The organism is Streptomyces sp. Tu 3180, from assembly GCF_009852415.1.
Taxonomy (GTDB): Bacteria; Actinomycetota; Actinomycetes; order Streptomycetales; family Streptomycetaceae; genus Streptomyces.
The window spans coordinates 3078917-3092850 of the sequence record NZ_WOXS01000002.1; the positions used below are offsets into that span (position 1 = coordinate 3078917).

General features: G+C 74.0%; 11 protein-coding genes. 5 read left to right on the top strand and 6 right to left on the bottom strand.

Annotated elements, in window-relative coordinates; all coding sequences use genetic code 11:
- Nucleotides 1–145 precede the first annotated feature (145 nt).
- From GL259_RS14805 to mmsA, 4 genes are all read right to left on the bottom strand, one after another.
- On the bottom strand, nt 146–1063 hold the full coding sequence (locus GL259_RS14805) for an ABC transporter permease (protein ID WP_159532929.1): 918 nt from the start codon (nt 1061–1063) through the stop codon (nt 146–148).
- Complete coding sequence (locus tag GL259_RS14810; protein ID WP_159532931.1) at nt 1060–3714, bottom strand: alpha/beta fold hydrolase; 2655 nt, start codon at nt 3712–3714, stop codon at nt 1060–1062. Before GL259_RS14810 ends, GL259_RS14805 begins: the two co-directional genes overlap by 4 nt.
- A 116-nt stretch (nt 3715–3830) precedes the next feature.
- Nucleotides 3831–5231: an APC family permease gene (locus GL259_RS14815; RefSeq protein ID WP_159532934.1), complete on the bottom strand. Its 1401-nt coding sequence runs from the start codon at nt 5229–5231 to the stop codon at nt 3831–3833.
- Between the two features lie 302 nt (nt 5232–5533).
- A complete protein-coding gene (gene mmsA / locus GL259_RS14820) occupies nt 5534–7036 on the bottom strand; it encodes a CoA-acylating methylmalonate-semialdehyde dehydrogenase (RefSeq protein WP_159532936.1) in 1503 nt (500 codons plus the stop codon).
- 595 nt (nt 7037–7631) lie between these two features.
- On the opposite strand from mmsA, the gene GL259_RS14825 reads away from it, so the two are divergent.
- From GL259_RS14825 to GL259_RS14835, 3 genes are all read left to right on the top strand, one after another.
- Nucleotides 7632–8174 (top strand): hypothetical protein, encoded by a 543-nt coding sequence (locus GL259_RS14825; RefSeq protein WP_159532938.1) that lies wholly within the window; start codon nt 7632–7634, stop codon nt 8172–8174.
- 248 nt (nt 8175–8422) lie between these two features.
- Entirely contained in the window at nt 8423–8623 is a 201-nt protein-coding gene (locus GL259_RS14830; protein ID WP_159532940.1) for a MerR family transcriptional regulator, read from the top strand.
- 71 nt (nt 8624–8694) lie between these two features.
- A complete protein-coding gene (locus tag GL259_RS14835) occupies nt 8695–9258 on the top strand; it encodes a GNAT family protein (RefSeq protein ID WP_208026471.1) in 564 nt (187 codons plus the stop codon).
- On the opposite strand, the gene GL259_RS14840 is transcribed toward GL259_RS14835, so the two are convergent.
- Together GL259_RS14840 and GL259_RS14845 are read right to left on the bottom strand one after the other, a co-directional pair.
- Nucleotides 9239–10282: a zinc-dependent alcohol dehydrogenase family protein gene (locus GL259_RS14840; protein ID WP_159532944.1), complete on the bottom strand. Its 1044-nt coding sequence runs from the start codon at nt 10280–10282 to the stop codon at nt 9239–9241. The two genes, GL259_RS14835 and GL259_RS14840, sit on opposite strands and share 20 nt — an antisense overlap.
- A gap of 39 nt (nt 10283–10321) precedes the next feature.
- Nucleotides 10322–12610: an MMPL family transporter gene (locus GL259_RS14845; protein ID WP_159532946.1), complete on the bottom strand. Its 2289-nt coding sequence runs from the start codon at nt 12608–12610 to the stop codon at nt 10322–10324.
- A 308-nt stretch (nt 12611–12918) separates the two neighbouring features.
- On the opposite strand from GL259_RS14845, the gene GL259_RS14850 reads away from it, so the two are divergent.
- Both GL259_RS14850 and GL259_RS14855 read left to right on the top strand, forming a co-directional pair.
- The gene (locus GL259_RS14850; RefSeq protein ID WP_243762566.1) at nt 12919–13482 is read left to right on the top strand and encodes a TetR family transcriptional regulator; all 564 of its coding nucleotides are present in this window, start codon (nt 12919–12921) and stop codon (nt 13480–13482) included.
- Between the two features lie 86 nt (nt 13483–13568).
- Complete coding sequence (locus GL259_RS14855) at nt 13569–13808, top strand: heavy-metal-associated domain-containing protein (protein ID WP_159532950.1); 240 nt, start codon at nt 13569–13571, stop codon at nt 13806–13808.
- The last annotated feature ends 126 nt before the right edge of the window (nt 13809–13934 follow it).

Below are 13934 nucleotides of genomic sequence, written 5' to 3' on the forward strand. Positions count from 1 at the left end.
CCGGCCTCGCATGGAGATCGGCAACCGAGGCCACACGTTCTGACCCTCGGCTGTCGTGTGGCCTACTCCTTCATCAACCCGACTCGGGGGAATCGGTTGCGCAGGTTCACCCGGTTGGACCGCGCGACCCGGGCGCGGTCCGGCGTCAGGAGACCACGTCCTTGCGGGCGAACCCGCGGAAGGCCAGCGCGAACAGCACCAGGGCGTACGTCACGGAGACGGCGGCGCCCTGGATCATGCCGGACCACTCGGGCGTCGGCTGGACGGCGTCCGCCCAGGCGAACTGCCAGTGCGCGGGCAGGAAGTGGCGCCAGTCGCCGAGGGCGGTCACCGCGTCCAGGACGTTGCCGACGATGGTCAGGCCGACGGCGCCGCCGACCGCGCCGAGCGGGGCGTCGGTCCGGGTGGACAGCCAGAACGCGAGCCCGGCGGTGACCAGCTGCGACACGAAGAGGTACGCCACGACCACCACGAGCCGCCCGGCCGCCGTGCCGGGGTCCAGCGCGCCGCCGGTGGGGATCTGCAGCGGGCCCCATCCGTAGGCCACCGTGCCCACGGCGAGCGCCACCAGCGGCAGCAGCACCATCGCGGCGAGGCTCAGGCCCAGTGCGACGATCAGCTTGGACCACAGCAGCCGCATGCGGGGCACGGGCGCGGCGAGCAGGTAGCGCAGGGAGGACCAGCCGGCCTCCGAGGCGACCGTGTCCCCGCAGAACAGGGCGACCGGGACGACCAGCAGGAAGCCCGCCGAGACGAACAGGTTCACGGCGGCGAAGTTGGCGCCGGACGCGGTGGCCGTGTCCATCAGGTTGATCCGGTCGCCGCGGCCGCCCGGCTCGCCGCCGATCGCGAAGGCGACCACCAGGACGAAGGGCAGGACGGCGAGGATCGCGCCCATGACGAAGGTGCGGCGGCGCTTGAGCTGCCGGACCAGTTCGACGCGCAGCGGCAGGGTGCGGCCCGCGCGGTAGCCGGCGGCGACCTCGACGGGCGCCGCCGGTCCGGCCGGCCCGCTCGCGCCGGCCGGCTCGACGGGCTCGTTCCGCTCGGTGAGCGTGCTCATGCGGAACCTCCGATCAGGGTGAGGAAGGCGTCTTCGAGGCGGCGGTGCGGGCCCACCGACGCCACCGGCACCTCCAGCCGGACCAGCTCCGCGACCAGGCGCGGGGCGCTGCCGCCGGCGTCCAGCCGGACCAGCAGTCCCTCGTCGGTGCGGACGGCGGAGGCGACGCCGGGCAGTGCGGCGATCTTCTCGGCGACCGGCTCGTCCACCGGCTCCTGCGTACCGACCAGCAGGGTGTCGCCGGAGCCGACGATCTCGTGGACCGGGCCGGCCTGGACGAGCCGGCCGCGGTCCATGACCACGAGGTGGGTGCAGGACTGCTCCACCTCCGCCAGCAGATGGCTGGAGACGATCACCGTGCGCCCGGCGGCGGCGTACCGGATCATCACCTCGCGCATCTCGCGGATCTGGGGCGGGTCGAGCCCGTTGGTCGGCTCGTCGAGGATGAGCAGGTCCGGCAGGCCGAGCATGGCCTGGGCGATGGCGAGGCGCTGGCGCATGCCCTGGGAGTAGGTGCGCACCGCGCGGGCGAGGGCGTCGCCGAGCCCGGCGATCTCCAGGGCCTCCTCCAGGCGGGCGTCCTCGGGCGGGCGGCCGGTGGCCCGCCAGTACAGCTCGAGGTTCTCCCGGCCGGACAGGTGCGGCAGGAAGCCGGCGCCCTCGACGAAGGCGCCGACGCGGGACAGCACGGGGGCGCCGGGGCGGACGGCGTGGCCGAAGACGCGGATCTCGCCGCCGTCCGGCTTGATCAGCCCCATCAGCATGCGCAGGGTGGTGGTCTTGCCCGCGCCGTTCGGGCCGAGGAGGCCGAGGACCTGGCCCCTCTCGACGCGGAAGGACAGGTCCTGCACGGCGTACCGGTCGGCGGAGCGGGCGTAGCGCTTGCCCAGGCCGGTGATCTGGAGCGGTACGCCGGCGAGTCCGGGGTCGGGGGCCGGGGCCGCCGTACGGCGGCGGCCGGTGAGGACCAGGGCGAGGGCGGTCACGGCACCGGCGGCCGGCAGCCACCACACCCACGCGGGCAGCGGGGCCGCCGCGGTGGTCACGCCGGGTGCGGTGGGCACCGTGAGGTCGCTCCTGAGGGAGACGGTGTACGTCGCCGGGGCGGCCGGTGAGGCGTAGCCGAGGTCGGTGGAGGCGAGGACGAGGCGCAGGCGGTGGCCCTTGCGCACCTCGTGGTCGACGGCCGGGAGGGTGAGCGTCACGTCCTTGCCGGACCCGGCGCCCTCGACGCGGACCGGGGCGACGAGCTGGGAGGGCAGCACCTGCTGCCGTCCGTCCGGGCCGACGTCGTACACCTTGCCGAACAGCACGGCGTCGTCGCCGGTCGACCTCACGTGCACGGTGACGGTCGGCGATCCGGTGATCCGCAGGTCGTCGGCGACCGGGGCGGACTCGAAGCGGGCGTGCTGGCCGGGGAAGTCGAGGGACACCCCGATGCCGAGGGAGGACAGCTGGGCCAGGCCGCCGGAGCCGCCGAGGCCGGGGAGCGCGGAGACGGCGGGCGGGCCGGCGCCGGCCGGGTTGGCGAAGCTCTGCTCGCGTCCGGTGAGGGCGAAGGACCTGCCGCCGCTGTCCAGGCCCGGGTAGCGGTCCGCGCTCGCGCCGCGCAGCAGGGCCTCGCCGTCGGTGGAGTCGACGCCTCCGGTGCGGGTGACGCGGAAGGCCGGGCCGGTGTCGGCGCTCTCGTCGTCCTTGAGGTACCGGTCGAACCACGCCCGGACCCGCGTCCGGACGCGGTCGGTCTCCGGGTCGCCGCCGTCGTGCCCGCCCGCGATCCAGTCGACGTCGACGGGGGCGCCGTTCGCGCGGATCGCGCGCGCGGCCGCGTCGGCCTGGCCGAGCGGGAAGAGGGAGTCGGACTGGCCCTGCACGAGGAGGGCGGGCACGTCGATGCGGTCGGCGACGGCGGACGGCGAGCGCTCCCGGAGCAGTTCGCGGGCCCGGTCGTCCGGGGTGCCGGACTCGGCGACCCGCTCGTACATCGCGCACAGCGCGGGCTCGAACTTCTCGCAGCCGCCGCCGGAGCTGACGAAGACGCCGGCCCACAGCTTCTTGAAGACGCCGTTCGGGAAGAGGGCGTCGGCGAGGTCGAAGTAGGTGATCGCCGGGGCGATGGCGTCGACGCGGTCGTCGTGCCCGGCGGCGAGCAGGGCTATGGCGCCGCCGTAGGAGGCGCCGGCCATGCCGACGCGCGGGTCGCCGGCCTCGTCGAGCTCGACCTCGGGCCGGTCCGCCAGCCAGTCGATGAGCCGGGAGACGTCGGCGACCTCGCCCTCCGGGTCGTTCAGCCCGATCTTCCCGGTGGACTTGCCGAAGCCCCGCGCGGACCAGGTGAGGACGGCGTACCCGTCGCGCGCGAGCTCCTCGGCCTGCTGCCGCACGTCGTCCTTGCTGCCGCCGAAGCCGTGCCCGAGCAGGACGGCGGGGCGGCGGCCGTCCCGGCCGGCGGTGAAGTACGAGGTGTCGATGCGCACCCCGTCGCCCACGGCCACGACCCGGTCGGCGCGGTGGACCGCGGGCGCGTCGTCCGAGGCGACGGCGGTCCAGGTACCGGCGCCGGCGAGCACGACGACGGCGGCCGCGGCGGCCGCGGTCCGTCGCGGCCGCCGTGACCGCAGCCACCGCGATCCGGGCAGTCGAAGATCCATGCGTCAACGGTACGGGGTGAACCTGTCGGCACGTTGTCGACCGCAGGCCGAACCTCGTCACCTCCCACGGGCGTACGGCGCCGCCGTCGCGTACCGCGTCCGCGGTACGCCGGTGATCAGGAGCGGGCGTCCTCCGGCAGGGTCACCAGCCAGCGGGTGGTGGCGCGGGGGCGCAGGTAGAGGGCCCAGTAGAGGGTGGCCGCGGCCGTGATGCCGCCGGTCCACAGGAGGTGGCCCGGTTCCTGCTGGGTGAGGACGTAGCCCAGGACCACGATCAGGAGGGCCGGTACGGCGGGCCACCACGGCATGCGCCAGGCGCGGGCGTCGCGGTGGGCGCCGCGGCGGGAGAGCAGGGCGGCGACCGCGACGAGCAGGTACATGCCGGTGACGGAGACGCCCGTGACCCCGTACAGGGTGTCCAGGTCCACGAAGCACAGGGCCGCGCCGGGGACACCGACCGCGAGGGTGGCGACCCAGGGGGAGCCGAAGCGGCCGAGCCGGGAGAAGACGGCGTTCACCGGCTCGGGCCAGGCCTTGTCCCGTGCGGAGGCGAACAGGACGCGCGAGTTCTGGATGACCATGACGATGCCGGCGTTGACGATCGCGAGGGCCACGCACAGGCTGACGAAGGTGCCGACGGCGGAGTCGGACCAGGCGGTGACCATGGCGGAGATGTCGCCGCCGGTCAGCTCGGCGAGGTCGGAGGCGCCCAGGGTGATGGCGACGACCGGGACCAGGATGATCACGGCGGAGATGCCGAGGGTGGCCAGCACCGTGCGGGCCACGTTGCGGCGCGGGTTCTCCAGCTCCTCGGACAGGTAGACGGCCGTGGAGAAGCCCTGGGTGATGAACAGGGCGATGGCGAGACCGGAGACGACCAGCAGGGCGGTCACGGTGTCCGGGCGGCCCTCGGCGCCGGCGACCTCCATCGAGAGGAGGGCGGCCGGGCCGCGCTCGGCGTGGGCGAAGCCCAGCACCGCCACCACGGCCGCCGCGATGACCTCCAGGACCAGGAAGACGCCGGTGATCCAGGCGTTGGCGCGCAGGTCGAGCAGGCCGGCGAGGGTGGCGAGCAGCATGACGGCGGCGGCGGTCCAGGACGGGTCGAGGCGGGCGATCGGGGCGAGGTAGTCGGCCGTGCCCATCGCGATCACCGGCGGCACGATCATCACCACCAGCAGGGACAGCACGAAGACCAGCCAGCCCGCCAGCCGCCCGGCGAGCGTGGAGACCATCGCGTACTCGCCGCCCGCGCTGGGGACGAGGGTGCCCAGCTCCGAGTAGCAGAACGCCACGGCGACGCAGAGCAGGGAGCCGAGGGCGATGGTGAGGGCGGTGGCGGTGCCCAGGGAGCCGAACAGGTCGGGGACGACCACGAACAGGGTGGACGCGGGGGTCACGCACGAGAGGGTGAGGAGGGTGCCGCCGACGACCCCGATGGAGCGCTTGAGCTTCCGGGGGCTGTCCGGGTCCGCCTCGGTGACGGCGGTCTCGGCGGGGTGGAGCGTGTCGGTCATGCGGCGGTTCCGATCGACTCGTGCGACAAGACGTGGGGGCCGGGAGCGCTATCGCCTCCGGCGGATCAGGTCGTACGTCGTGTGTCCGCTCCCGGTTGCGCAGAATGGAATCCGACGGAAACCGTGACGTCAATGGGTCTTTGCCTACGGAATCCGTTGTCTTGAAGCGCTGTCAGTGACCATCAGGACACAACGGAGCGCACGGGAAGCCGTCTTGCGCCGCTGCGGGAACCGCAGGGCCGGACCGCAAAAAAACGGGGCCGTCCGCATGACGGACGGCCCCTCGGGGGTGGTGGCGGTGGTCAGTGGTTGCGCGGGAAGCCCAGGTCGACGCCGGCCGGGGCGTCGGCCGGGTCGGGCCAGCGGGTGGTGACGACCTTGCCGCGGGTGTAGAAGTGCGTGCCGTCGTTGCCGTAGATGTGGTGGTCGCCGAAGAGGGAGTCCTTCCAGCCGCCGAAGGAGTGGTAGCCGACGGGGACCGGGATCGGGACGTTCACGCCGACCATGCCGGCCTCGACCTCCAGCTGGAAGCGGCGGGCCGCGCCGCCGTCCCGGGTGAAGATCGCGGTGCCGTTGCCGAACGGCGAGGAGTTGACGATCTCCAGGGCCTCCTCGTAGGTCTCGGTGCGCAGCACGCACAGGACCGGGCCGAAGATCTCGTCCTGGTAGGCCTTCGCCGTGGTCGGCACCTTGTCGAGCAGGGAGATGCCGATCCAGTGGCCGCCCTCGTGGCCCTCGACGGTGTGGCCGGTGCCGTCGAGGACGACCTCGGCGCCCTCGTCCGCCGCGTTCTCCACGTACGACGCCACCTTGTCGCGGTGGGCCTTGGTGATCAGCGGGCCCATCTCGGACGTCGGGTCGTCGCCGGGACCGATCTTGATCTTCTCGGCGCGCTCGCGGATCTTCTCCACCAGCTCGTCGCCGATCGCGCCGACGGCGACCACCGCGGAGATCGCCATGCAGCGCTCGCCCGCCGAGCCGTAGGCCGCGGAGACGGCCGCGTCGGCCGCCGCGTCGAGGTCGGCGTCGGGCAGCACCAGCATGTGGTTCTTGGCACCGCCGAGGGCCTGGACGCGCTTGCCGTTGGCGGAGGCGGTGGTGTGGATGTAGCGGGCGATCGGGGTGGAGCCGACGAAGGAGACGGCCTTGACGTCGGGGTGGGCGAGCAGGCGGTCGACGGCCAGCTTGTCGCCGTGCACGACGTTGAACACGCCGTCGGGCAGCCCGGCCTCGGCCAGCAGCTCGGCCAGGCGGATCGAGGCCGAGGGGTCCTTCTCGCTCGGCTTCAGCACGAACGTGTTGCCACAGGCGATGGCGATCGGGAACATCCACATCGGCACCATCGCCGGGAAGTTGAACGGCGTGATGCCGGCGACGACGCCCAGCGGCTGGCGGATGGACGCCACGTCGACGCGGCTGGCGACCTGCGTGGACAGCTCGCCCTTCAGCTGCACGGTGATGCCGCAGGCCAGGTCGACGATCTCCAGACCGCGCGCCACCTCGCCGAGGGCGTCGGAGTGCACCTTGCCGTGTTCGGCGGTGATCAGCTCGGCGATCTCGTCGCGGTGGGCGTCGAGCAGCGCGCGGAACCTGAAGAGGATCGAGGTGCGCTGGGCCAGGGAGGACTGGCCCCAGGACAGGTAGGCCTCCTTGGCGGCGGCGACCGCGGCGTCCACCTCCTCGACGGAGGCGAACGCGACCTTCGTGGTGACCTCGCCGGTCGCCGGGTTCGTCACCGGGCCGTAAGTGCCCGAGGCGCCTTCGGCGGTCCTGCCGCCGATCCAGTGGTTGACGATCTTCGTCATGACCGAGAGCTCCTTCTGAAGATGGCGGCGACGGGAGGGGACGTGCCGTTCGTGCAGCTCGTGCGCCGTGACCCCGGACAGCCGTGCCGCGGTCTCGGCCACGGGTCCATCCCACCAGGTCCGGGCCTCCGGGTGCGCCCGACACAGTGTCGGCCGTTTCGGTCCGCGCGTAGACACATGCGGGAGCGGCGCGGCCGCGGGGCCGGTCCGCGCCCCGGCGGGCGCCGTCGGCGGGACCTCCGGCGCGGGGCCGCGGCGGGCGGGGAGTCGTCGCCCGCGCCTTCGCTCCTGCCAAAGCGAAGCGGCCTCCCGCGCCGGAGGCGATCTGTGCCCGGGCGTCCCGGGGTGCGCGCACGGCGTCGGTGACCCATGCGGACACGCCCTTCCTCCCGGGAGCCGGCACGCGCTTCCTCCTCCGCGCGGATCACGCGGACCGTGCGGCTCTCCCCGGTTCTAGCCCGGGCGGGAAACCCTGTCAATATTTTGTCCGGACATACGGACCAGATCGTGGCGGCATCGCGACGGTCCCGGGCCGGACCCGGGCGGTTCGTAGCGAAAGGTCCGGTGTCAGTGCCCGGGTCTGACGTGCGGTGCCGTGCCGAACTCCTACACCACCCTGTGGACCAACGACCTGTGCAGGACCCTCTTCCGCGAGGGCTACGCCGGAGAGCGCCTGACCGTGCTGTTCGGCGGGCCGCACCAGTCGCTGCCGAGCTTCACGAGCGCCGGGGTGCGCCCCGGTGACGTGATCCATCCGGTGCGGGTCTTCCGCAAGCGGTTGTGGGTGCTCGGGGCCATGGAGGTGGGGCGCGTGCTGGACCACGACACCGCGGGCGAGGAACTGGCCGTGGAGGACTACCTCCGGCTCGTCCACTGGAGGCCGCTGAGGTCCGGCTGCGTCAGCGAGGTCGTCGTCGGGCCGCCCGGCACGCCGCTCACCTTCGACCGCCCCGTGCCGCCCGATCTGCTGACCCGGCTCACCTACCGGTCGCGGCGGGGCGAGCGGCGGATCAAGCACGTGGTGGACGGCGAGCTGCGCAGGGCGGTGAGCGTCCACGGCATCTACCGGCTGGCCCCCGAGTCGGCGCGCGAGCTGGGAGAGCTCGCACGGGAGTCCGGGGCGTGCGCCGTGGCGTGAGGCGGGCCGGCTCGCCCCCGTCGTGCGGCCGGCGCACGCCTTTGCGACATCCGTGTCACAAACGCCCCCGTTCCGTCACGCGTGTCACGGGTCGGCGGGCCTTCCGTCACACCCGCGCACGGCCCCTGCCCCGCTCCCGCCCGGTGTCGTTCACCGGGCACGACGCTTGTGATCGCCAGCGCCGCACCCGGCTCCCCCTGACGGCCGCCCCCGGCCGCCGCCGCGGTGCGCGCGGGGAGGTGCGACCCATGACCGACCGACGGCTGTGGTCCTACAAGGACATCGCCGCGCACATCAAGGTGCAGCCGGACACCGTGCGCTCCTACCGCAAGCACGGCCTGCTTCCCCCGCCGGACCACGTCGAGCACGGTAAGCCCTACTGGTACGCGGAGACCGTCCGGGCCTGGGTGGCCTCCCGGCCGGGCAACCGGGGCCGCGGGGGCGGCTGACCCGCGGGAGCCCCGCGGACCTGCGGGAAAACGGCTGTGCCCCGCCGCCGGGGTGGGGCACAGTGCCGGCCATGGACTTCACCGACAAACCCACCCTCACCGGGGACCGGACCGTGCTGCGTCCCTTCACGGAGGCCGACGCCGGCACGATGTGGCAGATCCTCCAGGACCCGGAGGTCGTCCGCTTCACCTTCGAGCCGTCCACCGTGCTCACCCCGGAGTCCCTGCGCTCCTGGTACGGATCCCGGTCCGCGCGGCCCGACCGGCTCGACCTCGCCGTCACCGACCGTGCCACCGGGGACCTCGTCGGCGAGGTCGTCCTCAACGAGTGGGACCCGGACGCGCGCAGCTGCACCTTCCGCACCCTCATCGGGCCGCGCGGCCGCGGCCGGGGACTGGGCACCGAGGCCACGCGGCTGATCGTCGGCCACGGCTTCGAGCGCCTCGGGCTGCGCCGCATCCAGCTGGAGGCCTACGGCGACAACCCGCGCGCCCTGCGCGTCTACGAGAAGGTCGGCTTCGTGGTCGAGGGCGTGCGGCGGGAGGCCGCGTTCCGGAACGGGGCGTGGGTCGACGAGGTGATCATGGCGATCCTCGACCGGGAGTGGGCCGCGCTCAGCGCCACGGCTCGATGACCGTCACGCCCGCGCCCGGGGCCGTGTCCATGGCCGCCAGGGCCGACGGAGCCGCGTCCAGGCCGATGGTCCGCGTCACCAGGAGGTCGGGGCGGACCGCGCCCGCGCGGACCAGTTCCAGCATCGGCGGGTAGGCGTGCGCGGCCATGCCGTGGCTGCCGAGGAGTTCGAGCTCGAGGGCGATGGCGCGGGCCATCGGGACCGGTGTGGTGCCCGTGGACGAGGGCAGCAGGCCGACCTGGACGTGGCGGCCCCGGCGGCGCAGGCCGCCCACGGAGGCGGCGCAGGTGGCGGGTGAGCCGAGGGCGTCCAGGGAGAGGTGGGCGCCACCGCCGGTGAGGTCGCGGACCGCCTCCGCCGTGTCGCCGGACACCGCCGCGTTCACGCATGCCGCGGCGCCGAACTTCTCCGCCAGGTCCAGGGCTTGCGGGGAGATGTCCACCGCGACGACCCGCGCGCCGGACGCCGCCGCGATCATCACCGCGGACAGGCCCACCCCGCCGCAGCCGTGCACCGCCACCCACTCCCCCGCCGCCACCCGGCCCTGCTGCACCACCGCGCGGTAGGCGGTGGCGAAGCGGCAGCCGAGGGAGGCGGCCGTCGCGAAGGACAGGTCGTCCGGGACGGCGACCAGGTTCACCTCGGCGTGGTCCAGCGCCACGTACTGGGCGAAGGAGCCCCAGTGGGTGAAGCCGGGCTGGGTCTGCCGCTCGCACACCTGCTGGTCGCCGGCCGCGCAGGCCGGGCAGCTTCCGCAGGCGCAGACGAACGGGACGGTCACCCGGTCTCCGGGGTGCCACCGGGCGACCCGCGCGCCGACCGCCTCGACGACCCCGGCGAGTTCGTGGCCGGGGACGTGCGGCAGCGCGATGTCCGGGTCGTGGCCCTGCCAGCCGTGCCAGTCGCTGCGGCACAGGCCGGTGGCCTCCACGCGGACCACGACTCCGTGCTCCGCGGGCTGCGGGTCCGCGACCTCCCGCACCTCGGCCGGTTCCCCGTACCGCTCGAACACCACCGCCCGCATGGCCGTCCCTCCCTCGAGCCCACCGCTGTCGGCGGAACGCTATCCCCGGGCCTCCGCCTTCTCGCGGGCGGCCCCGTCGCCGGCGGCCTCCCCGGCCGCGGTGGAGTCGCCCGCGGCGGGGCCGTCCGCCCGGCCCGCCCCGGCGTCCGGGCCCGGGCCGCCGGGCCCGCGCGCGGACTCCCCCTCGCTCAGTCCGAACCGCTCGTGGAACCGCCGGAGCGGACCCGGCGCCCACCAGGTCGCGCGGCCGGTGAGGCGCATGACCGAGGGGACCAGGAGGCTGCGGACGATCATCGCGTCCATCAGCACCGCCAGCGCGATGCCCAGGCCCAGCATCTTGGTGTTCGTCACCCGCGAGGTGCCGATCGCGACCATGACCACCGCCAGGATGACCGCCGCCGCGGTGATCAGCCCGCCCGTGCGCCGCAGCCCGTGCCGGACCGCCTGCTCGTGGTCGCCGCCGTGGTCGTACTCCTCCTTGATGCGGGAGAGCAGGAACACGCCGTAGTCCATGGAGAGGCCGAAGGCCACGCAGAACATCAGGACCGGGAGGGTCGTCTCGATGGAGCCGGGGCTGGTGAAGCCGAGCGGGCCGGAGAGGTGGCCGTCCTGGAAGACCCAGACCACGGCGCCGAACATCGCGGTCAGGCTGAGGGCGTTGAGCGCCACCGCCTGGACCGGTATCAGCACGCTGCCGGTGAGCAGGAACACCAGGAACAGGGTGACGATCACGATGAAGGCGGCCGCCGCGGGGAGGCGTTCGCCGATGGCGGCCTTGGAGTCGACCAGCACGGCCGCCGCGCCCGTCACCGCGGTGTCGAAGGGGGCGTCCACCGCGCGGAGATCACCCACCAGGCGCTGGGCGGGGTCGTCGACGGCCTCGCCCCTGGGCAGCACGGTGAAGTAGGCGGTGTCGCCCTTCACCACCGGCCCGTCGACCCGCACCACCTCGGGCAGGGCGGCGACGCGCTCCTTGTAGGCGGCGTACTGCGCCCGGGTCGCGCGTCCCTCGGCGAGCACCTCGAGGCCGCCGCCGGGGCTGCCCGGGAAGCCGTCGCGGATGTGCTGCTGCACCACGCGCGACTCGGCGCCGGAGGGCAGCTGGCGGTCGTCCGCCGTGCCGAACTTCACGCCCAGGAAGGGCAGTCCGAGCAGGACCAGCACGGCCGTGGTGCCCAGGGCGAAGAACGGGGCACGGCGCATCACCAGCGTCGCCGCGCGCCCCCAGACGGCGCCCTCCTCGGCGGCGGGCCGCGCGGGCCGTCCGCGGCGGAACAGGCGCCTGAGGTCGAGGGAGTCGACCCGGTGGCCGAGGAGCACCAGCGCGGCCGGGAGCAGGATCAGCGCGGCCGCCGCGGCCAGCAGCACCACGGCGATCCCCGCGTAGGCGAAGGACCGCAGGAAGTACTGCGGGAAGACCAGCATCGCCGCCAGGGACACCGCGACCGTGAGGGCGGAGAACAGCACGGTGCGGCCGGCCGTGCGCAGGGTGGTGCCGACGGCCGTGAGGGGATCGGCGCCGGTGGACAGCTCCTCCCGGAAGCGGCGGACGATGAAGAGCGCGTAGTCGATCGCCAGGCCGAGCCCGAGGGCGGTGGTGAGGTTCATCGCGAAGACCGAGACGTCGGTGACCTCGGTGAGCCCGCGCAGGACGGCGTTGGTGCCGAGGATCGCGACGATGCCGATGCCGAGCGGCAGCAGGGCCGCGACGGCGCTGCCGAAGACCATCACCAGCAGGACGAGGGTGACCGGCAGGGCGATCATCTCGGCCCGCAGCAGGTCCTCCTGGATGATCGTCTGCATCTCGTGCCGCACGGCGACCGGGCCGCCGACACCGACCTCCACCACGCCGTGCTCGCCGCGGAAGGAGGGCGCTATGCGCTCCAGGGTCCTGTTCATGGCCGTCTCGTCGCCCGTGATGCGGGCGGCGATGAGCGCCTCGTGTCCGTCCTCGGCGCGCAGGGCGGGCGAGCGGGACTGCCAGTAGGAGCCGACGCCGGTGACGCCCCGCTCGCCGGCCAGGCGCTCGGCGAGCCGCCCGGCCTCGGCGGCGACGGCCGGATCGTCCACCGAGGCGTCCCCCGCGTCCACCAGCAGCAGGAGGTTGGGCTGGGAGTCGGGGAACTCGCGCTCGAGCGCCCTGGTCGCGTAGGAGGACTCGGCGTCCGGGTCCTCCCAGCCCCCGCTGCCCATGCGGTCGGCGACCCCGCTGCCGGCCAGCACGGCGAGCACGGTGAGCACGAGGGCGGCCAGCAGGGCGAGTCGTGGCCGGGCGGTGACGAAGCGGGTCCAGCCTCCGGGGCGGGGTGGAGTGTTGACTTCGGTCATCCTGCGCTGTCCCCTTCACCATGGGCCATGCCCCCGTGCCCGCGCGTCCGGTGGTCCGGGCCCGCGCGGCCCGCGGCGCGCGCGGGCAGGAGGCATGGCTGTGCCGTTGCCATAGACTGGCAAACACGAGAGATCGCTCGCGTTTCACCAGAATGCGAGCGGCCGCTCGCGTTTGTCAATCGCGTGCCGAGAACTGGGGATGACGCGTGCCCGAGAAGACCGAGAAACCCGGGGAACCCGGCAGGTCCGCGAAGCGGCAGACGGCCGACGAGCGGCCCGTCCGCCGGCAGGCGCGCGGCGAGCGGCGCATCGCCCAGCTGCTCGAGGCCGCCGCCTCCGTCTTCTGCACGACCGGCTACACGGCCGCCAGCACCAACGCCATCGCCCGCGAGGCGGGCGTCTCGCCGGGCACGCTGTACCAGTTCTTCCCGAACAAGGAAGCGATCGCGATCGAGCTCGGCGGCCGGCTGATGCACGAGATGCGGGAGACCTACGGCGAGGCCCTCGCCCCGATCGACCCCGCCACCCCCCTCGAGGAGGCCGTCGCGGCGGCCGTCGACCGGTTCATCGACTTCAACTGCCGCCACCCGGTCTTCTTCGCCCTGATGCACGGCCCGGACATCCCCGGCCGCATGGCCGAGGAGCACGACGCGCTGCACGCCACCCTGATCGCCCGGGTCGAGGCGCTCCTCACCCCGTTCCTGCCGGACACGCCGGCCGCCGACGTGCGCCGCACCGCCCAGGTGTGCGTGGGGATCTACAAGGCCGGCCTGGAGCTGGTCCTCGCCCACGAGGGCGCCGAGCGAGAGGCGTACGTCCGGGAGCTGAAGAACGTCCTCATCCGCTACCTCGGCCCGCTGGTCGTGGATTAATACCCCCTAGGGGTATAATCTCGGTGTGTGGCCCCCGAGGGCCCCCTCCACCCCGCACACCCCACGCACCGATGAGGAGCAACGCCATGACCTCCCCGACCGACACCCAGGGTTCCGTCACCGCCGTCTACCGGGTGAGCGGGATGAGCTGCGGCCACTGCGAGGGCGCCGTCTCCGGCGAGATCTCCGGGATCCCCGGTGTCAGCTCGGTGAAGGCGATCGCCTCCACCGGCGAGGTGACCGTCGTCTCCGCGGCCCCGCTCGACGAGGCGGCGGTGCGCGCCGCCGTCGACGAGGCCGGTTTCGAACTCGTCGGCAGGGCCTGAGACGGGACCGGGGCGCCGCGCGGCGTGCACCGGGCCGTACCGGCCACCCGGTCCCCGCGGCCCGGTGCGCCGCCCGGCCCCCGCGGCCCGGCGGCCGCCGGCCCCGGAGGCCCGGACACCACCTTC

Bases quoted from the DNA above. Each gene is read 5' to 3' on its own strand.
- GL259_RS14805 (WP_159532929.1), bottom strand. From the start codon at position 1,063: ATGAGCACGCTCACCGAGCGGAACGAGCCCGTCGAGCCGGCCGGCGCG.
- GL259_RS14835 (WP_208026471.1), top strand. From the start codon at position 8,695: ATGGACTTCACCGACAAACCCACCCTCACCGGGGACCGGACCGTGCTG.
- GL259_RS14840 (WP_159532944.1), bottom strand. From the start codon at position 10,282: ATGCGGGCGGTGGTGTTCGAGCGGTACGGGGAACCGGCCGAGGTGCGG.
- GL259_RS14845 (WP_159532946.1), bottom strand. From the start codon at position 12,610: ATGACCGAAGTCAACACTCCACCCCGCCCCGGAGGCTGGACCCGCTTC.
- GL259_RS14855 (WP_159532950.1), top strand. From the start codon at position 13,569: ATGACCTCCCCGACCGACACCCAGGGTTCCGTCACCGCCGTCTACCGG.
- GL259_RS14815 (WP_159532934.1), bottom strand. From the start codon at position 5,231: ATGACCGACACGCTCCACCCCGCCGAGACCGCCGTCACCGAGGCGGAC.
- GL259_RS14830 (WP_159532940.1), top strand. From the start codon at position 8,423: ATGACCGACCGACGGCTGTGGTCCTACAAGGACATCGCCGCGCACATC.
- GL259_RS14810 (WP_159532931.1), bottom strand. From the start codon at position 3,714: ATGGATCTTCGACTGCCCGGATCGCGGTGGCTGCGGTCACGGCGGCCG.
- mmsA (WP_159532936.1), bottom strand. From the start codon at position 7,036: ATGACGAAGATCGTCAACCACTGGATCGGCGGCAGGACCGCCGAAGGC.